The sequence below is a fragment of the Paenibacillus zeisoli genome, from assembly GCF_003994465.1.
GTDB classification, from domain to species: domain Bacteria; phylum Bacillota; class Bacilli; order Paenibacillales; family Paenibacillaceae; genus Fontibacillus; species Fontibacillus zeisoli.
The window spans coordinates 239,593-262,783 of the sequence record NZ_RZNX01000005.1; the positions used below are offsets into that span (position 1 = coordinate 239,593).

A 23,191-nucleotide genomic window follows, 5' to 3' on the forward strand; every position below is an offset into this window, starting at 1 on the left:
AGGTATTGATCCTTTAAGAGAGTAAAGGTTACAATGAGTTGATGTGTTTATCCATTACTTGCTTAGAAGGAGAACTTGGTCTATGCCGCTTCATGAAGAGAGTAGAAGCCATCTTGAGATTAATGATTTGATATTAAAGAATGCCAGATTACTGATCGAGCAGAGGGGTGCAGATAAAGTCAGTATGCACCAGATTGCCAAGGCGGCGGGAATCGGGCAGGGAACCTTATATAGACGATACACAAGCATCGGGGATATTTGCCTGAATTTGATTGAGGAGAAACTGGCTGCCGTTATGCAGGATATTCGCAGCGGAATTCAGCAGGACTTAGGGCCTGTCAGGGATCAGATTGAACGGGTTGTCCATAAATGGGTGAGTTTCGTTGAGGATATGATGAACTGGATAGGTGCTTTGGAGGATAACTGCAAAATGCAGAAGATGGGCTTTGAATTCTCCCAGTCACCTCCCTATGTATTTATCTATGGAACGCTTCGTGATCTGTTGGACAAAGCGGCCGAGAACCATGAGATTAAGCCTTGTGACCCCTGCTTCATTATCAATGCTTTCTTGTTCCTGTTCTCACCGGATTCCTATATCTATCTTCGGCGTCACAATAACTATACGCCTGAAGCTATAGCTGCCAAAGCCTACGGGCTTTATTTCAAGCCTTTATTTGCAGAATCTCCATCTTAAAATGTAACAGGGTACGCCGTGGACTTAACCATGGTGTACCCTGTTTTGTATCCCCAATCTCAATTCTTAGCTTGGTTCGCCGTTCTGCGGACCAGAAGGTAATAGCAACCAATTGCGCAGATATCCGCAATCGCGATAACCACACCCATCGGGATCGCGGTATGGCTACCGCCTATCCCAACCAGCGGCGCACTGACCGCACCCAATATGTAGGGAAGCAGTCCAAGAAGGGCAGAGGCGCTTCCTGCCGAATGGCCCTGTTCCTTCATGGCCAAGGGGAAGCTGGTTGTTCCAACAATGCCTACGGAAGCTACAACGAAGAAGAGCGGCAGCAGCACCGCAATCAGCCGGGGAACCAAGATAAGGCCCATTAGCAGTATAATGGCACCCAATGCTGCCATGTAGAGGCCGACAACGAGTAATTTTTCTTCCCGAATGCGGCCTGCAAGTCGTCCGGTGGCTTGGCTGGCCGCAATAATCCCTATACCATTAATGGCAAAGATCAGGCTGTACGTCTGAGGGGTTACGCCAAATATATCCTGCATGACGAACGGCGACCCCGAGATGTAACCGAACATCGCGGCCGTTACAAGACCTTGGGCCAACGTATATCCCATGAAGACACGGTCCTTAAGCAGCCTGCCGAAGGTGGAGAAGGTCTGTCGAATACCTCCTGCCGCTCTTTTTTGCTTGGGAAGAGTCTCGGGAAGACTGAAGTAGACGGCTGCAAGCATGACAATTGCAATTAGCGTCAGAACAACAAATACACCGCGCCATGGAAATATACGCAGCAGCTGTCCACCTATAATCGGAGCAAGGATTGGCGCCGCCCCGTTAATAAGCATTAATAAAGAGAAGAATTTGGTCAGTTCTGTACCGGAGTATAAGTCCCTGACTATGGCCCGGGATAGAACAATCCCTGCTGCGCCGGTAACCCCCTGAATAAATCTCAGTACGATTAATACCCCGATCGAAGGGGAGAATACGCATAATAGAGAGCATACTGCATACACCGCCAGAGAAATCATCAGAGGAGACCTTCTCCCTTTCACATCACTAAGGGGTCCAACGACCAGCTGCCCCAATGCAAGTCCAAGCAAAAAGGCGGTTAACGTCAGCTGAGTTAGGGAAGCGGTAGTATTCAGGTCAGCTGTGAGCTTCGGCAGCGAGGGCAGATACATATCGATGGACAAGGGTCCGAATGCGGATAATGAACCTAATATTACTGCCATCCATAATCGGCGCGAGCGTGATAATTTCAGTGAGGGCACGGTGTCTAAAGTTAATCTATTCATGAATTGACCCTACACTTCCTTTCTTGTGCGACTTGTTACTGATGTGATTACAGTTTTTTTTGACCAGCCCTGATTATTATACATGAGATGAGAAATGTAAAGGATAAGCCTGGTCTGCCGTTGAACTAAGCAGCTTCATTTTTTCTCAAAGAATGTTCTAATTGGCTGACCTTGTTTAAAAGTATACAAACAGGAATTGTTTTACATAGACAAAGGAGGCCTTGCAGGATGAACCCCAAATGGTGGAAGGAAAGTGTGGTTTATCAAATCTATCCAATCAGTTTTAAAGACTCAAACGGAGATGGAATAGGAGACCTTAGAGGGATTACCTCCAAGCTGGATTATTTGAAGGACCTCGGCGTTGATGTAATCTGGCTGTGTCCCATATACAAGTCGCCGAATCATGATAATGGGTACGATATCAGTGATTATTGTGATATTCAGCAGCAGTTCGGAACGCTCGAGGATTTCGACCGTCTTCTTCGTGAGGTCCATTCCCGCGGCATGAAGCTGATGATGGATTTAGTGCTTAATCATACCTCGGATGAACATCCATGGTTTGTCGAGTCTAGATCTTCGGAAGACAACCCCAAACGCGATTACTACATCTGGCGTAAAGGCAAGAATGGCGGGCCGCCAAACAACTGGGAATCATACTTTAGCGGTTCTGTCTGGGAACATGATTCTACTACCGATAGTTATTATCTCCATCTATATGCCAAGCAGCAGCCTGATCTGAACTGGGATAACCCGGCGGTGGTTGATGAACTTCACAACATGATTCAATGGTGGCTGAAGAAAGGGGTTGATGGATTTCGATTCGATGCCATAGCCCATATTGTCAAAGCCCAGGGGCTGCCTGACGCAGAGAACCCCAATCATCTGCCGACTGTTAGAGCTTATCAGCTGTTCTCGAATCTGGATAAAGTTCATACCCTGCTGCAAAATCTCCATGATAAGGTTCTGTACTTTTACGATATCATGACTGTCGGAGAGACTTCAGGACTCGGGCCCCATCAGGCCCTAGATTATGTGGGAGACACTCGCCGTGAGCTGAATATGGTGTTCCAATTTGAGCATATGTATCTGGATGCCGCTTCACCTGGGAGCGGGAAATGGGAGATCAAGCCATGGAACCTCATTGAGCTCAAAAAAGTAATGAGCGAGTGGCAGACCGTACTTCATAACCAAGGATGGAATGCGAACTACCTGGGGAATCATGATCAGCCCCGCCCGGTATCCCGATTCGGGAATGATCTGAATTTTCGCGTGCCTTCAGCCAAGATGCTGGCTACGTTCCTCCTGACTTTGGAAGGTACGCCCTACATTTACCAAGGAGAAGAGATCGGGATGACGAATCCATCCTTTGACTCCATCGAGGATTATAGAGATGTGGAGACATTGAACTTTTATCATGAGAGGAGAGAGAGAGGCGTTCCTGAGGAGGAGATCATGAAGGCGATCCGGAAAAAAAGCCGGGACAATGCCCGGACCCCCATGCAGTGGGATAATACCGAGCATGCCGGGTTCACCTCCAAAGGGCAGCCTTGGATTAATGTGAACTCCAACTATATGGAGATCAATGTGGCGGCTGCACAGAAAGACCCGGACTCCATCTACAATTATTACAAGGCTCTGATCGCTTTAAGGAAGGAGCACAAAGTTATGGTATATGGGGAGTATAAGCTCCTGCTCCCTTTGCATACCGAGATCTATGCCTATACGCGAACTTTTGAGGAGAATAAGCTTTTGGTTATTCTTAATTTTTTCGACCAGCAGCCGGTTTTTGAATGGCCTAATGATCTGAACCCGGAAGGGGCCAAGCTGTTAATCTCGAATTACAAAACAGCTGCGGAAGAGGATATCCTGAAGCTACAGCTTCGGCCTTATGAAGCGAGAGTCTACTTAATAAGTTAACGCAGGGTATGTTAACATGAGAGTGAGTTGCAAATAGGAGATCGAGGTGGCTTTGATGAAGAGAATACTGGACTGCAGAGCTTCTGATTTCGTACAGATGAATCGTGAGGAATTGAAGCAATCCATTCTAGCGGCCGAGGGACGAACCATTATCTCGGAGAATGTGGTTACGAAGTCCCTTCTGCCCGAGGTTTCCAATGCGGAGCTGTCCAAGGCGTTCGGTGCCGATATGATCCTTTTGAATCTTTTTGATGTATTTAATCCAGGCGTTCACGGAGTTATTGCGGAGAGTACTTTCCATCCGAATACGGGATCCGAGGCGGGTTCAGACAGGGGAGTGATCCGTAGGCTTAAAGAGCTGACAGGACTTCCGGTTGGGGTGAATCTGGAGCCTGTTGATGAAGGGGCGGATAAGTTAGAAACTCTTGATACGCTGCCAGAGGGCAGAAGAGCCACGGCAGCCTCGCTCGCCGAAGCTAAGACGCTTGGTTTTGATTTCATCTGCTTAACGGGCAATCCGAAGACCGGAGTAACGAACGAACAAATCCTGCAGGCCATTCAGCTTGCCAAGGAACATTTTGGCGGCCTTATCCTTGCTGGTAAAATGCACGGAGCTGGTACCAAGGGGAAAGTCACGGATATCGACGCTTCTGTCCGGTTCGCGGAAGCGGGAGCGGATATAGTTCTTCTACCTGCACCGGGTACCGTGCCGGGTCTAAGGGAAAGAGAGCTTGCGGCGATCATTACCGCGGTTAAGGACAAAGGAGCTCTTGCCTTGGCTGCGATCGGGACAAGTCAGGAAGGATCGGATGAATCCACCATCCGGGAGATTGCGCTGAGTGCCAAGAGAGCGGGTGCCGATGTCTTTCATATCGGGGACGCTGGTTTTGGCGGTATTGCGGTTCCCGAGAATATTCAGGCATTATCCATAGCGATCCGCGGCCGCCGGCATACCTATATTCGTATGGCTGCGTCCCCACTGCGATAGGAGGAATTATCAATGATCATAGGAGTCATCTCGGATACGCATATGCCCAGATCCGCCAAGCAGCTGCCTTCTGCCGTAATTGAAGCGTTCGGCGGAGTAGATCTGATTCTCCATCTTGGAGACTGGGTCACCATGGATGTCTACGAGCAGCTTGCTGCCCTTGCCCCTGTTGAAGGGATTGCAGGTAATAATGACCCGGATGAAATAATTGACCGGTTCGGCCACCGGAAAATTCTAACTCTTGAACCTTACAGAGTTGGACTCGTGCATGGCCATACACCATTTGTCGGCCGAACTACAGAAGAGAAGGCTCAGCTATCGTTCAGGGAAGACACTGTGGACGCCATCTTGTTCGGTCATTCGCATCAACCTTTGCTGAAGCAGGTGAATGGTGTTCTTCTGTTTAATCCTGGCTCTGCCACGGACAAACGGAGGGAGTCCCGTTATTCGATTGGTCTTCTGGAATTGAAGGAGAGTGGTATCGAAGCGAGACATATCTTTTATGATTCAAAAGAATAGAAATAACAAAAAGAAGCCTGAAATGTCAGGCTTCTTTCTGTTCCACACCTTCACTTAGAGTTGTGCGATTTCTACCGTTTATTTTGGATTGGTACAGCGCTTGATCGGCTTTCATAATAATCTCTTCTGTCTCATTCCCGTGAACTGGGAAAGTAGCCACTCCAAGCGAGATCGTGATGGGTTCTCCTGTCGGACTCTTCGTAACTGAAAGAATCTTTCTTACTCGCTCAGCCATTTGGAACGCGTAGTTCGTGTCCTCATGCTTCACAAGGATCACAAATTCTTCCCCGCCATATCTGAAATTCAGGCTGCGATCCCCCGCCAAATCTTCCATCATGCCCGCAAGGAATTTCAGAACCTCATCCCCGGTTAGGTGACCATAGGTATCATTCACCTTCTTGAAATGGTCAATGTCTAACAAAATCATTGAGAAGGGCGTATGTCTTGTTGTTAATTTGGTCATGACTGAGTCAAAGGATCTGCGGTTACCGAGTCCGGTCAATCCGTCCATCTTCACTTCATCGCGAAGCTGACTCATATCCTGATTGATATTCTGAAAGGCAATCTTGACACTCTGATACAGCAGCCGTACTTCGTAATAATTGGACCGAAGTTCAGGCAGACTCTTTCCTTTGCCTAGATTCAGTGTCGCCTCATCTGAGAATTTAGCAAGAGTATGAAGTGGTCTGGAAATCTGATTCGCAACCCACCAACCCATTAGAAGGACCAGAATGAGAAAGGGCAGAGACTGTAGAAGCATCTTGTTGATCAAATTAGAGGACGGACCTTCAATAACTGAGGTTGGCGTCTGTGCGATAATTCCCCAAGAGCTTATGGGATCATAGGCATACCCTGCAAAAAAATCGTGGTGCTGCGTATTGGTCACTCTCTGGGACCCATTGGCCCCGGCAATAACCTTTTGTACGACAGAATTCCCGCCTACGGCTTGCCCAATCCTCTTCTTATCCGGGTGAAAGATCAGATGACCCGTCTTCTCCACCACAAATACGTAAGAACCGTTTCCGAAGAAATGCTCCTCTAAGAGCGAATTTAACACATTCTTCTCTTCCAGATAGATCGTTCCACCCACAAAACCTTTATACTCGCCTTTCTGGCTAAAGATAGGTGACGAGATCAGAATAATATATCTTCCCGATTTGCTTCGGTAAGGGTTGGAAATGAAAGGAGTTCTGGATGTTATCGCGATTCTGCTTGCTTCCGAGGTCAGCTTGTCTCCGGGGTGTACTCCGGTCGTATTGGAACTCATGAACTGGATAACCCGGTTCTCATTGGCAATGAAGATCGAATTGAAATACTGCCGGTTCTCCTGGTAAAGATCATCAAGCAGTGTTGTGTTCATGCTGTTGCCTCGCCTTGCGATCGCTGCTATGGATACAATATTCTGCTTCATTGTAGTAAGCAGGTCTCCGGTGTTGGAAGCCAGCTTCTTGGCATATTGGTTATTGCTCTGCAGATAACTGGACACCAGGGAATCACGATTAACTTGGATAGCAGAGATCATGCCGATCAGCATCGTAAGGAGAACGGCAACAATGACAAGAAAGCTGATGCTGAACCGGAGGGTAAAGCCTTTTTTGTTCAAGAGTTTCAAAGTAATATCCCGCCTGTAAATTGATGATTAATGAAATGAGAGTCAAATCGATTCATACCTAAAAACGGTGAGAAATGTCACATGTTGGCACAATGTTCTTATTATACATCATCTTCCGAAGAAGGGTTAGTACCGTTCGCAGGATGACCGGTTTATTTTATGGACAAAGTGTAATTATGGAAGTGTTGAAGAAGCTAATGGGGAAAAGGTTTGAAAAAAGCAGCGCTGTTTAAATATATGTTTGTATCTTATCTGAATCGACTAACTAGTGAATAGAGACAGGAGGAGTAATTCAGTGACCTACGATTGCATCATCGTCGGAGGCGGAATAGCGGGTCTTCAGGCGGCTATTCAGCTGGGACGATATATGACTCATAAAATTCTTGTTATTGATTCCGGACATGGAAGGTCGACCTTTTGCCGGAGTTATCATAACATACTCGGTTGGCCGGAGGGGATATCCGGTGTGGAACTTAGGAAGAGAGGGAAAGCCCAGGCGGTTCTGAGCGGTGTCCAGTTTGCTCATGACAAAGTGATTAAGGCAGCCAAACAAGATCAGGTATTCCAGCTTACTGGAGAACAGGGCGAACGCTATGAGGCTAGGACTTTGCTGCTTGCCACTGGACTAATGGACCGCTTCCCGGATATACCGGGCCTCGTTCAGACGATGGGACAGTCCGTATATGTATGCCCGGACTGTGACGGTTATGAGATCCACAACAGAGTGACGGTGGTGATGGGCTCGGGCAACCCGGGTGCCCATATGGCTCTGCTGCTTGCTGAACGGGCTTCTGAAATGATTTATATTAATCATGAGAAGCAGGCTGTAGACAAGATGATCCTTATGGAATTAAAGAATCAAGGAGTTCGGTATATCGAAGCAGGCATCAGCCGGGTGCTGGAAGAGCAGGAAGCGAACCTGCAGGGCGTTATTCTTGAAGACGGTACCGTAATCCCGGCGGAAAGAGGCTTTATTGCTTTTGGAGGGAATCACGTTCACTCTGAGCTTGCACAGGATCTTGGCGCCAAGTTGCATCATAACAAGCATGTGGAGGCAGATCCGCGTTCCAGAATGACAAACATAGAGAATTTATGGGTTGCCGGGGACTTGGGCGTCCATGCAGAGCAGGTTACTGTCGCTATGGGCGATGGGGCTATGGCTGCTATTTCCATCAACAAAGTGCTCAAGAAGCTCAATCAAGCCCAGGAAATGAATACTTAGGATGTAGCGAAAATAATAACTGGTAAATTTTGAAACATTCCCCTATGCTGCTGCGTTACATTTACAGAATGATTGAAGCTAGGGGGAATGAAAGTGAGGAAGTTCATGCTTCTGATTGGCGCAATGCTTGCCATTGGAGGATGCTCAGACAGCAGTACGCAGCATATTGAAAAACAAGGCTCTACCGTTCACAAAGTAACGCCGACGACTCCAAATCCAAAATACAAGCAGCAGGAAGAGCCACCAGAACACAAGGTGTTTCTTGATGCTGCTGCGCTAACCGATCATTATAGTTTTGCTGACCGTTCAGGCAAATATCTCATTGCTTTCTCAGGCAGCCGCGATACGAAGCTGAATAAGGCGATTGGTGAAGGCGGGAGAGTTCTTGATGTGAAATTTATCAGACAGCAGAGTCGAAGTGACAAGGATGATGGCAGACAATGGGCGAACAATTTCGATAATCTCGAGGGTATGATCTTTGAGGTAGTTGAAGGGCAAGCTTTGCCAGATCAGACGTATTACCTTGTTAATGATCGCGAGCTCAACCTCAAGGCGATCATTCCCGTCACAACCAAGCTCAAGGACGCTGTAGAAGATTCTGTGAAGCAGGCTATTGAGAGAGAGAAATCCTTGCCAATCGAGAAAATCTGGGAGATCGGACAAGTAGGCACTGACCATCAAATCTATCTGGTCCAGTTCAAGAAGAAGGACAAGAAGGTCACTGCTTCGATCATACTGAAGCATGGGCAACTTCTCGCCGCCAAAGATTATGTGGCCGATTATGATCCCAATTCGACATGGCGGGTTGACGATGGTGGTGAAGTCACACCGGAGATGTTCTCTTTCTTATTCGCAGCCTCAACCAAGAACGGACTTCTCCTGGGTATGGAGTGGGCGGGTGCGGAAGGCAAGAACGCATTCTTCCTGAATCAAAAGGGCAATGCAGCCCTGGAAGAACTTAAGATTAAAGGCGGACGGTATATGTCGCCCTAACACACAAACCTTGATTAGACGCCTTGATATGTTAACCTATCAGGGCCTTTTTTTTATGATTGGATTTAAGAGTTATTATTGGACGAATTATTCAATACAAATAATATATGGAAGGCGGCTTCACGCGGGATTATACGAACTCATTCTGGTTTAAATATATGAAGAATAGGAGCTTTTGATTATGTAGGTAAGTAGGTTCCAACAAGGTTAATCTGTTCTAAAGTTTAGCAGGCGGATTAATCTTTTTTTATATTAGACCAGAGAGCTTGTAAAGGATCGGTCTTTGAGAGTTTTTTATGTGAAGGAGGAATATCGTGATGAAGAAAAAAGAAGTGGTTGCGATGCTGCTTGCCGGCGGTCAAGGAAAAAGACTGAAAGGTCTCACCAAGAACCTGGCTAAACCTGCTGTATATTTCGGAGGTACATACCGGATCATTGATTTTCCTCTCAGCAATTGCTCGAATTCGGGTATCGACACGGTAGGCGTTCTTACCCAATATGAACCCCTCGTCCTGCATTCATATATTGGCGTAGGCAGTGACTGGGATATGGAGCGCAAAGATGGAGGCGTCTTCGTGCTTCCTCCTCATGAAAAAGAGGATGGCAGCAGTTGGTATCGAGGTACAGCTGATGCCATATACAGAAACATGAAGTTTATTGAACAGTATGATCCAGAGCATATTCTCATTCTTTCCGGGGACCACATTTATAAAATGGACTACGATGCAATGCTTGAATACCATAAGGAAAAGAACGCTGATTGTACAATTTCCGTCATTAACGTCACGCTCGAAGAAGCCAGCCGTTTTGGTATTTTGAATACGAACGAGGATCTCAGTATTTATGAGTTTGAAGAGAAGCCGGAGCATCCGAAGAGCACGCTTGCTTCCATGGGAATATACTTATTCAAATGGGATGTACTCAAGCGGCACTTGTATGAGGATGAACGTAATCCGGATTCCTCATTTGACTTCGGGAAAGATATTATTCCTCTGATGCTGAGCAACCAGAAAGTGTTGTATGCCTATCCTTTTGAGGGATATTGGAGAGATGTGGGTACTGTCCAAAGCTTGTGGCAGAGTAATATGGATCTATTGTCTGACAATCCCCCTCTTGATTTGAATGACCCGACATGGCGGATCTATACCCGCAGTCCAAATCAGCCTGCACAATATATTGCTCCGGATGCAACTGTAACCAACAGTGTCATTAATGAAGGGTGTATTGTCCATGGTAACATCGATCATTCTGTGCTCTTCTATGGAATTGAGGTTGGTGAAGGGAGTGTGATTACAGATTCTGTGATCATGCCCAAGGTGAAAATAGGCAAGAATGTCCGAATTCATAAAGCGATCGTCAGTGAGAACCTTGTCATTGAGGACAATACGGTTCTCGGCCAGGACCGATCTAATGAGGACGAAATACTATTAATTACTGAGGAAGAGCTCTCATCACTGAACGGACAGGGAGTTTCGGTATCGACCAATAACTGAGATAAAGGCGGTGTTCCCATGTCAGAACTAATGGGTGTTATTAATCTGGATCATGAACTGGACCTTCTGAACGAACTAACCTACTTCCGCTGCGGGGCTGCTGTTCCTTTTGCTGGGAGATACCGGTTGATTGATTTTGTACTTTCCAATATGGCTAATGCCGAAATGAAAGATATTGCAGTGTTTGTCCGGCGCAAATACCGCTCGCTCATGGACCATTTGGGTGAAGGGAGACCGTGGGATCTTGATCGGAAGCGGGGAGGTCTCTTTGTTCTCCCTCCTGACTGGAACGATTCCTCAGATACCTCTCACGGGGACCTGCAGCACATGCGCAATAATTTGGATTTCTTCAAACGCGGCAAGGCCAAATATATCCTGCATTCCGGCAGCCAGCATCTGTGCAAGGTGGATTTCTGTGAGGCTTTCAATTATCACAAGGAGACTGGGGCGGATGTGACTCTGATCTACACCAAAGTAGATCAGCTTGAGCCTGAACACGATCCCTGCCTGCGGCTTGAGATAGGTGAAGATGGTTTCGTAAGCAATATCCACCATGAGAAAGATCATCCGAACGTCTACATGGAGATGTTCATTATGGAGAAAAAGTTCTTTCTGGAGCAGGTAAGGCACTGCATCGCGCATGGCGACAGCTATTTTTTCAGAGATGCCATTCAAAAGAATCATCATAACATGAAGATTGCCGCCTATGAATATAAAGGGTATCATGCCGTAATTAACTCGGTGGAGAGCTACTACAAGAACAGTCTTGAACTGCTTTGTCCAAAAAATTACACCAGTCTATTCAAAGAACGGCCCGTAAATACGAAAATAAAGTATGAGGCACCTACAAAATATCTCGATAGCGCAAGTGTAAATAATTCACTGGTTGCAAACGGCTGCGTAATTGGCGGGAGTGTGGAGAACAGCATTCTGTTCCGTGGAGTAAAGGTACAGAAGGGTGCCAAAATTACCAACTCTATCATTATGCAGAAATGTGTGATCGGAGAGAATGCCGTTATTGAGAATGTGATACTGGATAAAGATGTGAATCTTCCCCCTGACCGTATGCTTGTTGGGGATGTGAAGAGGCCATTTGTCATAGCGAAGAGCAGTACACTTTAAACTACGATTAGAGTGCCCGACAGGAGGATTTATTTTGTTTACCGATAAGGAAAGCTTCAAGAAAGTCTTCAGTGAAAGTCTGGTAGGGGAACTTGGGACGCCGCTCGAGGAAGCTACGAGCGCGGATGTATATAAGGTACTCAGTGGACTGATCCGGGAGTATGCAGGTCGGGATTGGGCAGCAACCAATCGGGAATATCAGCAGCGTGGGGAGAAGCAGGTCTATTATTTCTCCATGGAGTTCCTGATTGGCCGTCTTCTCGGGAATAACCTGTTGAATCTCGGTATTCTGGATATCGTGCGCGAAGGACTTCAGGAGCTGGGATGGAATCTTGAGGACATCGAAGAACAGGAATCTGATGCTGGACTTGGAAACGGAGGCCTTGGCCGCCTGGCCGCCTGCTTCATGGATTCACTCGCTTCGCTTCAGTATGCAGGTCATGGATGCGGAATTCGCTATAAATATGGTCTTTTTGAACAAAAGATCATTGATGGTGATCAGGTAGAACTGCCGGATTATTGGCTGCAGAAGGGGAATGAGTGGGAAGTAAGACGTGCAGACAAGAAGGTGGAGGTTCGTTTCTGGGGAAAAGTCGAGGCACGCGAAGAGAATGGACGATGGATATTTGAGACAAAGGACTATGAATCGGTCATGGCGGTTCCCTATGATGTACCTGTGATTGGCTACGGACACCATCATGTGAACACACTTCGTCTATGGAGTGCGGAATCCGCTATGCTGAGCAGCAGTAAGGGAATGGCATCCAGGCATTATGACTATTATAATTTCCTGAACTATAATCGCTCGGTAGAGTCGATCTCGGAGTTCTTGTATCCGGACGATTCGCAGTACGAAGGGAAGCTGCTCCGATTGAAGCAGCAGTATTTCCTCTGCTCGGCCGGTCTACAGAGCATACTAAGAACCTTTGAGAAGCTGGGACTGTCTTATGACCATCTGCCTGAGAAGGTATCCCTACACATTAATGATACGCACCCGACGCTGATCATTCCGGAACTCATGCGTATTCTCGTAGATGTCAAAGGCTACAGCTGGGAACAGGCCTGGGACATTACCGTCCGGACCGTCTCTTACACGAACCATACGATCCTTAGTGAGGCGCTTGAAAAATGGCCGACGGGAATGGTCAGAGACTTGCTTCCGCGGGTCTATATGATCATCGAAGAGATCAACAGGCGCTTCTGCAGCATGCTGCATGAACAGAATCCCGATGACCAAGAGAGAATCGATCGCCTCGCGATTATCGGCTCGGATCAGGTCCGAATGGCTCATCTTGCCATAGCGGGCAGCCACAGCGTGAATGGAGTGGCGGCGCTGCATACCGATATTCTGAAGAAGAAGGAAATGCGGCCGTTCTATGAATTGTATCCGGAACGTTTCAATAACAAGACAAACGGTATTACGCATAGACGCTGGTTGATGCATGCCAATCCGGGGCTTGCTGAGCTCATCAATGAATCCATTGGGAGCGACTGGATTACAGAGCCCCGCAAGCTGATCGATATCCATAAGTTTAGCGAGGATAAAGGGTTCCAGGATCGTCTTCACAGCATTAAGCAGCAGAACAAGCTGAAGCTGGCTGCATATATTCAAGAGAAGAATGGGGTCAGCGTCGATCCTAACTCAATCTTTGACGTTCAGGTCAAACGTCTGCACGGATACAAGCGCCAGCTTCTGAATGTGCTCCATATTATGCACTTATACAATCAGATCAAAGCGAATCCTTCGCTTGACAGGGTTCCTCGTACATTTATTTTTGGGGCTAAGGCTGCTCCAAGCTATTATTTGGCCAAACGAATTATTAAGCTTATCAATGTAGTGGCCGATACCGTGAATCATGACCCTGATGTGGGCGGGAAGTTGAAGGTTGTGTTCCTGGAGAATTACTCGGTATCGCTGGCAGAGAAGATTATTCCGGCTGCCAATATCAGTGAGCAAATCTCCACCGCAAGCAAAGAAGCCTCCGGAACCGGAAACATGAAGTTTATGATGAACGGGGCTTTGACGATCGGGACACTGGATGGAGCCAATGTTGAGATGCATGAAATGTTGGGCGATGAGAACATGTTCATCTTTGGTCTCAAGTCCGATCAGGTATTTGACTACTATCAATACGGCGGGTACGATGCAAGAGGAATCTATGCGGGTGATCCGCGTATCCACCAAGTCCTGGATCAGCTCATCCAGGAAGGACCTTTCTGCACATCGCCAAGAGAATTTGAGACGATCTATGATTCGATTCTTAATCACAATGATGAATACTTCGTGCTCAAAGACTTTGCACCTTATGTAAATACCCAGCTGGAGATTGAAGCCTCTTACCGGAATCAGACGGAGTGGCTGAAGAAATCTATAATTAATATTGCTCATTCAGGCAAGTTTGCGAGTGATTGCACGATTGAACAGTATGCGAACGAAATTTGGAGAATCAATCCAGTTCGTCAAATGTCGATGAACTAACCGTGATAAGAGGGTCAGCCTGTGGCTGCCCTCTTTTTTATTTGAATGGAACCGCTCCAAGGTGGTATATACTGGGTATAAGTATTTTGCGGAAAGGAAAGATGGGAATGAGTTACACCAACACTTTTATCATAGTATCAGCCGACTGTCCTGTAATAACCAGCACGGTACCTGTATCCTCAAGGGCCAAGAAAACGGCTTATGAAATTGAATTTGATCTGCTGTCGAGGAACCCTTATCGTTATAACGAAAAGGAGTTAATCTATGAAATCCATATACGGCACAAAGATTTGGATGCTTCTTATGTCACAAGTCATGCTGACGAGATTTGGGAAGAGCTGTTCCGTAAGCCGCATCCTTGTCTGAGGGCTTCCCAGCTTCCTAAGAAATTTGGTTGGGGCATCCATTATAACGAAGAGGGCCGAATTGCCTTATATGGTATCGATTCGGATGAATACCAAGCATTTTTAGAGCCAGGTGAGGGAAAGCCTACACTTGTTCCCGCTATGCGATCCCGCCGTTCAACCTAATCATTATTAATTCAGGATTATATGACAGCTCTTTAACATTCCCGGTACCGATGTATAATGTAGTTAGAGACTTACAAAATATACACATCACCGGAGGCACATAGAAATTATGATCCCATATACGATAACCGATGCTAAGCTGGATGATCTTGAACAAATTGTACATATATACAACAGCACCATTGCTGGAAGACAGGTAACGGCAGATTTAGACCCAATCTCTGTAGAGAGCAGGGTTGCCTGGTACCATGAACACTCTCCAGATCGCAGACCCCTATGGGTGCTGCGGGTCGGTAATGAGATTGCAGCTTGGCTAAGCTTTCAATCGTTCTACGGAAGACCTGCCTATAACGGGACTGCCGAGATCAGTATCTATATATCAGAAGCTTACCGCGGCCAAGGATTTGGCAAAATTCTAATTGAGAGAGCGATTCGGGAATGTCCCCGGCTGCACCTCACGCGTCTAGTTGGATTTGTCTTTGCCCATAATGAACCCAGCTTGTCCCTTCTCAAGAAATTTGGTTTTGTCCAATGGGGGTATTTGCCGGAAGTGGCCATGCTGGACGATGTTGCCAGAGATCTGGTTATTGTAGGAAAGGTTATAGACCCCGCAGAGCCGCTTGCCCAAGACCAGACTACGTACAGTCCGCTTACCCTCGAACAGGCTAGCAGCTCTGATCCACGCCTTCATAGACTGGTAGAGGAGCTTGATCGTGAGCTGAGGCTGAGGTATCCCGGTGAACCTATCTTTGGGATAGATTTCAACGACCCTGCTGCGAGATCCATCACTTTTGTTCTTGCACTTTGGAACGATGAGCCTGTAGGATGCGGGGCAACTAGACCGCTTGACCAACAGGTGACAGAGCTCAAGAGATTTTATGTGAAGGAAGAGTACCGGGGATGCGGAATCGCTTCATCCATGCTGGAGAAGCTTGAGCAGTCGGCTCGTGAAGATGGGTATCGTACAGTTCGACTTCAGACAGGAATTAATCAGCCGGAGGCTATCGCCCTATATGAGAAATATGGATATGAGCGTATCCGTACGTACGGTGAATATACACAGACAGAGGTTAGTGTATGTTATGAGAAACTCCTAGTAGATGAATAGCAAGGTTAAAGCGAGAGCAGCCGTTCGAGAATTAGGACGGCTGCTCTTATTCGGCTTAACAATTGTATCCGCAGTGAACGACTCTTCTCTTCACGACAACATGATGAACAGGTACTGGCACATGGTGAATCCGTTCTACGACCTCAATTTCATGCACAACAGGAACAAGCTCGGGTTTGTAGACATCTTCATAAATTACTTTTTTATCTGTATAAATTGGACGTGGACCTTGGCAATTTGACGGTTGCAATGCCACAATCATCAACTCCTCTCTTGGGATAATACACATCATATTACACAGAAGACTATTAGGTATGGACGTTTGGAAGGGTTATCTTGAGATTTAATTGATTTTTAGTGTGCAACTATGAGAACTCTTACACGTAAATAATACAGAAAGTCAAATGGGAGGCGATTGTTAATGAGTGCACATGAAATTGATTATCGAATACTGGGCGAAGAAATGCAGTGTGTTGAAATTCAATTGGACCCCTCAGAGAGTGTTGTGGCTGAGGCTGGCAGCTTTATGATGATGGATACGGATATCCGGATGGAGACGATTTTTGGCGATGGGGCTCGCGGGAACGGAATGATGGGCAAGTTAATGGGTGCCGGAAAGCGGCTGCTAACAGGGGAAAGCTTGTTTATGACGGTCTTCACTAACGAGGGCCGATATCGTCAGAACGTAACTTTTGCCGCGCCCTACCCGGGTAAAATCATTCCGCTGGATCTTCAAATGCTGGGCGGTAAAGTCATATGTCAGAAGGATGCGTTTCTGTGTTCCGCGAAAGGGAACTCGATCGGAATTGAGTTCCAGCGCAAGCTTGGAGCGGGTTTCTTCGGTGGAGAAGGCTTCATTATGCAGAAGATCGAGGGAGATGGCTGGGCATTTGTTCATTCAGGCGGTCTCGTGATTGAACGCAATCTTAACCCTGGTGAAGTCCTTCGACTGGATACTGGCTGTCTGGTAGCCATGACGGCTGGCGTGGATTATGATATTGAATTTGTAAAAGGAATTAAGAGCGCGCTGTTCGGCGGAGAAGGGTTATTCTTCGCAACACTGCGCGGTCCTGGCAAGGTATGGGTACAATCCCTTCCGTTCAGCCGCATGGCAGACCGGGTTATGTCAGCTGCACGCGTTGGAGGAAGTAAGGAAGAAGGTAGTATTCTCGGCGGACTTGGCAACCTGTTCGAAAGATAATTTGTTTGGAAATATGGAATTGGCGTATCCTTAGCCGGGTATTCTTCGTTTAATAACGAAGAACTGTGAAAGGAAGGTTGCTATGAGCATTAACTTATCAGTCGAACTCCCTGCCCCTGTACCCGCAGCAGATCTCTCGGAGCTCCGCTCTTCATTACTCGGCTATTGCCTCACGCTGACCGGCTCGAAGTGGGAGGCTGAGGATCTGGTCCAAGATATTTGTCTGAAGGCGCTGCCTGTCATTCAAGGGGTTAAATATCATGAGAATGCAAGGGCTTACCTATTTAGAGCTGCGCGTAACCAATGGATTGACCAGATGCGCAGGCGCAAGGTGCTTGAACGTAAAGTAGCTGATCTTGAGTACCAACTCCAGCTGGAAAGCCATGCTGAGATAGATCGGGACGATGTGTCATATGCAATCAGACTTGTCCTTAAGCAACTGTCTCCATTACAGCGATGTGTTTTTTTGTTACGAGACGTTCTGTCTTACAGTTCACGCGAGGTGGCGGATAAGCTGAATATGACTGAGGGTGCTGTAAAATCAGCTCTATACAGGGCGAGAACAGCGCTTGTCTCGGTTAACCTGACTAAGGAAGGGCAGAGTTCATTTGACTCTTCCTTCAGTGACTTTCAACAATCTCAAGCCAAGCTTCATCTGTACCTTCTGGCAATACGCCACGAAGATGCTGATCTATTAATTCAGATGCTGAATAATGATCTCGCTGAACCAGATATTCTAATCAATAAGCTGCAAAGCGATTTGATTCAGCCCCATTCATTACGGGTAAATCAGACATTGAGTCTAGCCGCCTAACGGGGCCGAGATAGAATCCTGCTTAAGTGGAGACAATAATCGTCGAAGGCTTACTTTTCGTCTTCAAATAGCCGATAAACTCCTTTATAATGGTAAATAGTTTGCAGTGCAAACGGTTGCCAACCCTACCATGATTTTATTCCAAGGAGTGAGTCAGCTTGTCCGTACAGATCGACAGAAATGTTCACATAGACTATGGAGATCCCGCCAGAACTGGTGGTGTCTCCATTTTTGCACCAGAGTTTGATGATCACTTTTTTTATAATGGAGATGACTTGGGGGTTCGCTACAGCAAAGATTGCTGCGCTTTCCGTCTGTGGGCGCCTACGGCTAGTGAGGCATTTGTAGTCTTATACCGCACATGGGATGGTCGTTCCGACCGGCTGTTTCCAATGACTGAAGATGTTCAGGGAACCTGGACTTTGAAGGTTAATGAGGATCTGAAGGGATATTTATATACCTATCTTGTCCGCATTGGAGATCAATGGAATGAAGCTGCAGACCCCTATGCAACCGCCGTTGCAGTTAATGGCGATCGGGCTGCAATTATTGATCTGGCTGGTACAAATCCGGATCGATGGACCGAAGATAAGCCTGTTTTTAATAAGGTAACAGATGCGATAATTTATGAAGCGCACATTCGGGATTTCTCTATCCATCCGGAAAGTGGAATATCGCATAAGGGCAAGTATCTTGGCATGACGGAGACCGGAACACGAGGACCGGAAGGGATCAAGACGGGGCTGGATCATATCCTAAGCCTAGGCGTAACTCATGTTCAACTGCTGCCGTTCTACGATTACTCAACCGAAAGTGTGGATGAGACACGTCTGGATACTCCTCAGTATAACTGGGGTTATGATCCTAAGAATTACAACGTTCCTGAAGGTTCTTACTCGACAGATCCGTATCAACCGGAAGTCCGTATACGCGAGCTGAAACAGTTGATACAGACCCTGCATGACCAAGGTCTTCGGGTTATTATGGACGTGGTATATAATCATGTCTACGATGGTTATGTCGTTAATTTCACAAAGCTTGTACCCGGTTATTACCTTCGTTATAACAGTCAACAGGAGTTCTCAAATGGCTCCGGTTGTGGAAATGACGTGGCCTCTGAACGGAAAATGATGACCAAGTTCATTGTCGAATCTGTTCTTCATTGGGCTAAGGAATACCACGTTGATGGCTTCCGCTTTGATCTTATGGGCCTGCTGGATGTGGACACCATGAACGAGATCCGGCGGAGACTGGATGAAATAGATCCTTCCCTGGTCACGATTGGTGAAGGCTGGATTATGGAGACCGAGCTTCCTTCACATAAGAGAGCGAATCAGAACCAAGCATCTCAGATGCCGGGAATTGCCTTTTTTAATGATGTGATTCGGGATGCTATAAGAGGACATGTCTTTGAAGCGAGAGAGAAGGGCTTTGTTAGTGGAGGGGTAGGGCTTGAGCATGCAATCAAGCAAGGGGTTACAGCTTGTATAGACTTTGATGACTGGATCAAAGGTTATGCCGCCGAGCCTACACAGACTGTGACCTATGCGGAATGCCATGACAATCATACACTTTGGGATAAAATTCTGGTGTCCGTCGATGGGCAGGAGAACGAGATTCGACGCCAAATGCACCGACTTGGGTCTTCCATTGTGCTAACCAGCCAAGGCATAGCCTTTATTCATGCCGGGCAAGAGTTCTGCCGTTCCAAAGTTGGTTTTGAGAACAGCTACAATCTTCCGGATGAAGTTAACAGGCTCGATTGGGAACGGTGTGCAGAATACAGGGATGATGTAGAGTTTATGAAAGAGTTAATCAAGCTCCGCAAAGAGCATCCTGCCTTCAGGCTGGAGTCGTCCGAATTAATCCGGAAGCATCTTCGCTTTGAAGCTAGTCCGAGTAATACAGTTGCCTATACTCTTCGGAATCATGCGGGAGAAGATTCTGCTGAACATTTATATGTTGTATATAATGCTAGGCGGGATAAGGTGTCCTTGCAGCTTCCTGCACTCGGGGAGTGGACAATCCTCCATGGTCAAGAACGGGTTAGAAGCGTAAACTCCGATATGCTTGAAGTTGAAGGTATTGGAATGGTTGTTCTGGCTGTTTAGATCTAAATTTATATCAAAGCCCCCTTTCATTGTGGAATAGGGGGCTGTTTGGTTACTAAATAATTGTGGTGTGTGCGGGTGTTTATGACAGCCGGGTTAGATCAATTGAATCGCCGGGCTTTAGGGCTTGTCCATCAAGACCTGCTTGTTTGAGCCGGCTGACGAACTCATCTCCATTTTGCTCAATGGGAGGGAAGGTATTATAGTGGACTGGCACGGTGATTTTGGCATTAATCCACTGAGCTGCAAGCAATGCATCGTTTGGCCCCATCGTAAAATGATCTCCAATAGGAATCATCGCAATGTCCACTTGATGTTGATCACCAATGAGCTTCAGATCACTGAACAAAGCTGTATCTCCTGCATGGTACAAGGTAATCGGATCCAGCTGTATGATGATGCCGGCAGCGACACCCAGATAGAGATTCACTCCATCTCTGGTTATAGACGAACTGTGAAGTGCAGGAGTGAATTTTATTTTCCCAAAAGGCAGTCGTAATGAGCCTCCAAGATTCATCCCTATCGTATTCAGACCCAGCTGTTCAAAATAATTCGCAAGCTCCACAATACCGACGATTGTGGCGTTATTTCTTCGGGCAATCAACTCGGCGTCACCAATGTGATCCGAATGGCCATGGGTAAGAAGGACATAATTCACTTCAATGTCCTCTGCGCTGGCCGTGGCCAAGGGATTCCCGGTAAGGAAGGGGTCAACAATGAATTTGTATTCTCCAGTGTCAACATATACGGTGGAATGTCCCAGAAAAGTCAGTTTCAAATGTCTCACCTCGCTGCGATAATTGGTAATTAATTTACAGTTTTATAGTAACATACCCTTTGGAGAAGAATCAAAATCCGGAAGGAGTCAACCATGGAATCGATTAGACTTAGCGTCTTGGACCTTGTCCCCCAATATAATGGCGTTCAGCCAGAAGCTGCTCTTCAGGAGGCAGCTCGTCTGGCCATTCTAAGTGAAGAATGGGGTTATGATCGATATTGGGTCGCCGAACATCATGACCTGGAAGGGCTTGCTTGTACTTCCCCTGAAATATTAATGTCTCACATTGGTGCAAGAACGCAGCGAATTCGATTAGGATCAGGTGCTCTGCTTCTACCGCATTACAGCCCAATGAAAGTAGCTGAGTCCTTTCATTTGTTATCATGTTTGTATCCGGGGAGGATTGACCTTGGCATTGGGCGTGCACCCGGGGGCCCAGCACATGCTTCAATGGCATTAAGCGGGAATTTCCTTCAGCATGTGGCTGATATGCCTGAGTCTATGGATTCATTGATCAGGTTCTTCGAGAACAAATACAAATATGAAGATCATCCAGTATTGGCCCGTCCAATTCCACAAAAGCCGCCGGAAGTCTGGATGCTGGGAACGAACGAGAAAAGCGGGGGATATGCCGCGCAATTTGGAACGGGATATGTGTTTGGTCATTTTATGAGTGAGCAGAACGGAGAAGGTGTCTTGAAAGCTTACCGGGAACATTTCAAGCCCGGTAAGCTTTCACAGAGTGCAGAGACCATAGTAGCAGTCTCCGTTATATGTGCGGGATCAGAAGCTGAGGCTCGATCGTTAATAACCTCATCGGCTGCATCAATGTCAAAGAACTGCCTTGTTGGAAGCCCGGATATGATACATGAGGAACTTAGCAAGCTCCAGAGTATTTTAGGAAATCGTGAATTTCTTATTCTCAGCCCTATTTCTGACTATGATACTCGTCTTGATTCGTACCGATTGCTTGCCGAGCAGCTACTTTGATTTTTTACTTGCACGCAGTACACGAATCCCTTTCAGCTGCTTCGGGGTCAGTGGCCGAACGTATTGTTGTTTTTTGCTTGCGGGTACTTGGATCTTCTTGATTACACCTGTACCTGTAGGCTGCGCAACCTTAGTATTAAGAGCCTGCATGGCCCATTGAACGGGATACGCAATCGACATGCGCCCGTCACTCGAGCCTGCGTAATTGACTGCAGCAGCGTAGTTGCCCTTGCTTGTTAACCACACTGAGCCAGAGTCTCCAGGAAGTGAGATGGGATTTGAGCTTTTGATGACAGTTTGATTTTTGAAAGTCACTGTCCCCAGATCAGCATAACCTTCATATGAAATTTTGACATCAGTATGGATCGAATCAACTGTTCCGCTTACCAGGCCAGTGGTACGTCCGACTTTCTTGAACTTGTCACCAATCCGGTAGGACGTTACATAGCCTGGAAGAACTCCAACTAGGGCATACCGCGGACTCAATATGCTGTTTCGAATTGGAAGGGAAATAGCGGCATCAATATAATTGGGTTTTGTACTGCTAAGTTTAACAAACCGGTTCAGGCGTCCTACTCTGTCCTTTGGAACGCTCCCACCGTCAGCTCCTCCAGGTTGAAGAGTTGCCGAGTACAGAGATGAATTTGTTTCGTTCAATACATGATTGTTGCTAAAGATATATTTTTGCCTGCCTGTTCGGCCGCTAACGATTAAACCCGCTGTTCCTGAAGCTGTCGGTGTTCCCACGCTGTATCCGGCAATGACGGGACGGATTCGATTAGTGAAGGATCTTTTAGCAAGTGCATGCGAACGAATCTTAGGTGTGGGTTTGTATATGACCGGAACCATAATCTTTTTACCATTTTTATTAAAAGTTAATCGGGAAGGTCTTCTGCTAGCATTCGCCGTTAAAGCTTTGTCAGTGTAGACAATAACAGCTGCGCCTGAACGGGGAGACTTAGGACGGTGAAGTCCCACGCCTACAGCGTGAATACCTGGCTTTTTAAGTAATTGTTTGGAGAGTTTCTCCTTAAGTTGGTAGGCTTCAGAAAAACTGGCCAATGTTCATCACCTTTTCTTTAGCGTTTAGGATAGTGTATGTTATTGTCTATTAACGGTGTGTCTGCGACTTCCATTATTTATGACTTGTTAAGTACAGCTTGTCATGATAAAGTTTTAACTCTGACATGAGAAACAACGACTTTAGCAGCTAAGTAAAATATTTATTGAAAATAACACTTGCTAACTTGTTGAGAACATGTTATGATATAAAAGTTGTCACCGAGAACGACGACAACGACAAATGAGAAATTGATCTTTGAAAA

Annotated in this window: 20 protein-coding genes and 1 pseudogene; 16 read left to right on the forward strand and 5 right to left on the reverse strand. The window is 46.6% G+C overall.

The genetic code is table 11. The annotated features are described in order from the left end of the window. Positions 1-82: 82 nt before the first annotated feature. On the forward strand, positions 83-694 hold the full coding sequence (locus tag EJP77_RS13890) for a TetR/AcrR family transcriptional regulator (protein ID WP_127199844.1): 612 nt from the start codon (positions 83-85) through the stop codon (positions 692-694). A gap of 59 nt (positions 695-753) precedes the next feature. Here the strand turns inward: EJP77_RS13890 and EJP77_RS13895 are convergent, their stop codons facing one another. Beyond that, on the reverse strand, positions 754-1,989 hold the full coding sequence (locus EJP77_RS13895; protein ID WP_127199845.1) for a multidrug effflux MFS transporter: 1,236 nt from the start codon (positions 1,987-1,989) through the stop codon (positions 754-756). A gap of 228 nt (positions 1,990-2,217) precedes the next feature. On the opposite strand from EJP77_RS13895, the gene EJP77_RS13900 reads away from it, so the two are divergent. From EJP77_RS13900 to EJP77_RS13910, 3 genes are read left to right on the forward strand one after another with little or no spacing between them, the layout of a single operon-like run. Next, on the forward strand, positions 2,218-3,906 hold the full coding sequence (locus EJP77_RS13900; RefSeq protein ID WP_127199846.1) for a glycoside hydrolase family 13 protein: 1,689 nt from the start codon (positions 2,218-2,220) through the stop codon (positions 3,904-3,906). 55 nt (positions 3,907-3,961) lie between these two features. Beyond that, positions 3,962-4,894 carry a DUF7916 family protein gene (locus tag EJP77_RS13905; protein ID WP_127199875.1) on the forward strand — a complete coding sequence of 311 codons (933 nt, stop codon included), beginning with the start codon at positions 3,962-3,964 and terminating at the stop codon, positions 4,892-4,894. Between the two features lie 12 nt (positions 4,895-4,906). After that, the gene (locus tag EJP77_RS13910; protein ID WP_127199847.1) at positions 4,907-5,413 is read left to right on the forward strand and encodes a metallophosphoesterase family protein; all 507 of its coding nucleotides are present in this window, start codon (positions 4,907-4,909) and stop codon (positions 5,411-5,413) included. Positions 5,414-5,438: 25 nt separating this feature from the next. Here EJP77_RS13910 and EJP77_RS13915 read toward each other — a convergent pair whose 3' ends face one another. Then, a complete protein-coding gene (locus EJP77_RS13915) occupies positions 5,439-7,025 on the reverse strand; it encodes a sensor domain-containing diguanylate cyclase (protein WP_127199848.1) in 1,587 nt (528 codons plus the stop codon). Positions 7,026-7,320: 295 nt separating this feature from the next. Here EJP77_RS13915 and EJP77_RS13920 point away from each other — a divergent pair, with 295 nt between their 5' ends. The 8 genes and pseudogenes from EJP77_RS13920 (at position 7,321) to EJP77_RS20940 (ending at position 15,972) form a co-directional block, all read left to right on the forward strand. Further along, a complete protein-coding gene (locus EJP77_RS13920; protein WP_127199849.1) occupies positions 7,321-8,247 on the forward strand; it encodes an NAD(P)/FAD-dependent oxidoreductase in 927 nt (308 codons plus the stop codon). Between the two features lie 93 nt (positions 8,248-8,340). After that, entirely contained in the window at positions 8,341-9,240 is a 900-nt protein-coding gene (locus tag EJP77_RS13925; protein WP_127199850.1) for a hypothetical protein, read from the forward strand. A 317-nt stretch (positions 9,241-9,557) separates the two neighbouring features. Further along, a complete protein-coding gene (locus EJP77_RS13930) occupies positions 9,558-10,733 on the forward strand; it encodes a glucose-1-phosphate adenylyltransferase (RefSeq protein ID WP_127199876.1) in 1,176 nt (391 codons plus the stop codon). An 18-nt stretch (positions 10,734-10,751) separates the two neighbouring features. After that, complete coding sequence (glgD, locus tag EJP77_RS13935) at positions 10,752-11,855, forward strand: glucose-1-phosphate adenylyltransferase subunit GlgD (protein WP_127199851.1); 1,104 nt, start codon at positions 10,752-10,754, stop codon at positions 11,853-11,855. 34 nt (positions 11,856-11,889) lie between these two features. After that, a complete protein-coding gene (locus EJP77_RS13940) occupies positions 11,890-14,334 on the forward strand; it encodes a glycogen/starch/alpha-glucan phosphorylase (protein WP_127199852.1) in 2,445 nt (814 codons plus the stop codon). Between the two features lie 107 nt (positions 14,335-14,441). Continuing rightward, the gene (locus EJP77_RS13945) at positions 14,442-14,864 is read left to right on the forward strand and encodes a DUF6157 family protein (RefSeq protein ID WP_127199853.1); all 423 of its coding nucleotides are present in this window, start codon (positions 14,442-14,444) and stop codon (positions 14,862-14,864) included. 109 nt (positions 14,865-14,973) lie between these two features. Next, positions 14,974-15,468, forward strand: a pseudogene (locus tag EJP77_RS20935) (N-acetyltransferase family protein); the annotation flags it as partial. A 150-nt stretch (positions 15,469-15,618) separates the two neighbouring features. Continuing rightward, the gene (locus EJP77_RS20940; protein WP_342773017.1) at positions 15,619-15,972 is read left to right on the forward strand and encodes a GNAT family N-acetyltransferase; all 354 of its coding nucleotides are present in this window, start codon (positions 15,619-15,621) and stop codon (positions 15,970-15,972) included. Positions 15,973-16,027: 55 nt separating this feature from the next. Here EJP77_RS20940 and EJP77_RS13955 read toward each other — a convergent pair whose 3' ends face one another. Continuing rightward, the gene (locus EJP77_RS13955; RefSeq protein WP_127199854.1) at positions 16,028-16,228 is read right to left on the reverse strand and encodes a hypothetical protein; all 201 of its coding nucleotides are present in this window, start codon (positions 16,226-16,228) and stop codon (positions 16,028-16,030) included. Between the two features lie 165 nt (positions 16,229-16,393). Between EJP77_RS13955 and EJP77_RS13960 the strand changes: the two genes are divergently transcribed. The 3 genes from EJP77_RS13960 (at position 16,394) to pulA (ending at position 20,098) form a co-directional block, all read left to right on the forward strand. Further along, positions 16,394-17,173 carry a TIGR00266 family protein gene (locus tag EJP77_RS13960; RefSeq protein ID WP_127199855.1) on the forward strand — a complete coding sequence of 260 codons (780 nt, stop codon included), beginning with the start codon at positions 16,394-16,396 and terminating at the stop codon, positions 17,171-17,173. Positions 17,174-17,255: 82 nt separating this feature from the next. Further along, positions 17,256-17,987: an RNA polymerase sigma factor gene (locus EJP77_RS13965; protein WP_127199856.1), complete on the forward strand. Its 732-nt coding sequence runs from the start codon at positions 17,256-17,258 to the stop codon at positions 17,985-17,987. Between the two features lie 158 nt (positions 17,988-18,145). Beyond that, positions 18,146-20,098, forward strand: coding sequence for a type I pullulanase (pulA, locus tag EJP77_RS13970; protein WP_127199857.1), 1,953 nt, complete (start codon positions 18,146-18,148; stop codon positions 20,096-20,098). A gap of 82 nt (positions 20,099-20,180) precedes the next feature. On the opposite strand, the gene EJP77_RS13975 is transcribed toward pulA, so the two are convergent. After that, positions 20,181-20,876 carry a metal-dependent hydrolase gene (locus EJP77_RS13975; RefSeq protein WP_127199858.1) on the reverse strand — a complete coding sequence of 232 codons (696 nt, stop codon included), beginning with the start codon at positions 20,874-20,876 and terminating at the stop codon, positions 20,181-20,183. A 93-nt stretch (positions 20,877-20,969) separates the two neighbouring features. Between EJP77_RS13975 and EJP77_RS13980 the strand changes: the two genes are divergently transcribed. Further along, entirely contained in the window at positions 20,970-21,866 is an 897-nt protein-coding gene (locus tag EJP77_RS13980; protein ID WP_127199859.1) for an MsnO8 family LLM class oxidoreductase, read from the forward strand. Here the strand turns inward: EJP77_RS13980 and EJP77_RS13985 are convergent. Beyond that, positions 21,858-22,928, reverse strand: a complete 1,071-nt coding sequence (locus EJP77_RS13985) for a chymotrypsin family serine protease (protein ID WP_127199860.1) — start codon at positions 22,926-22,928, stop codon at positions 21,858-21,860. The two genes, EJP77_RS13980 and EJP77_RS13985, sit on opposite strands and share 9 nt — an antisense overlap. Positions 22,929-23,191: the final 263 nt, after the last annotated feature.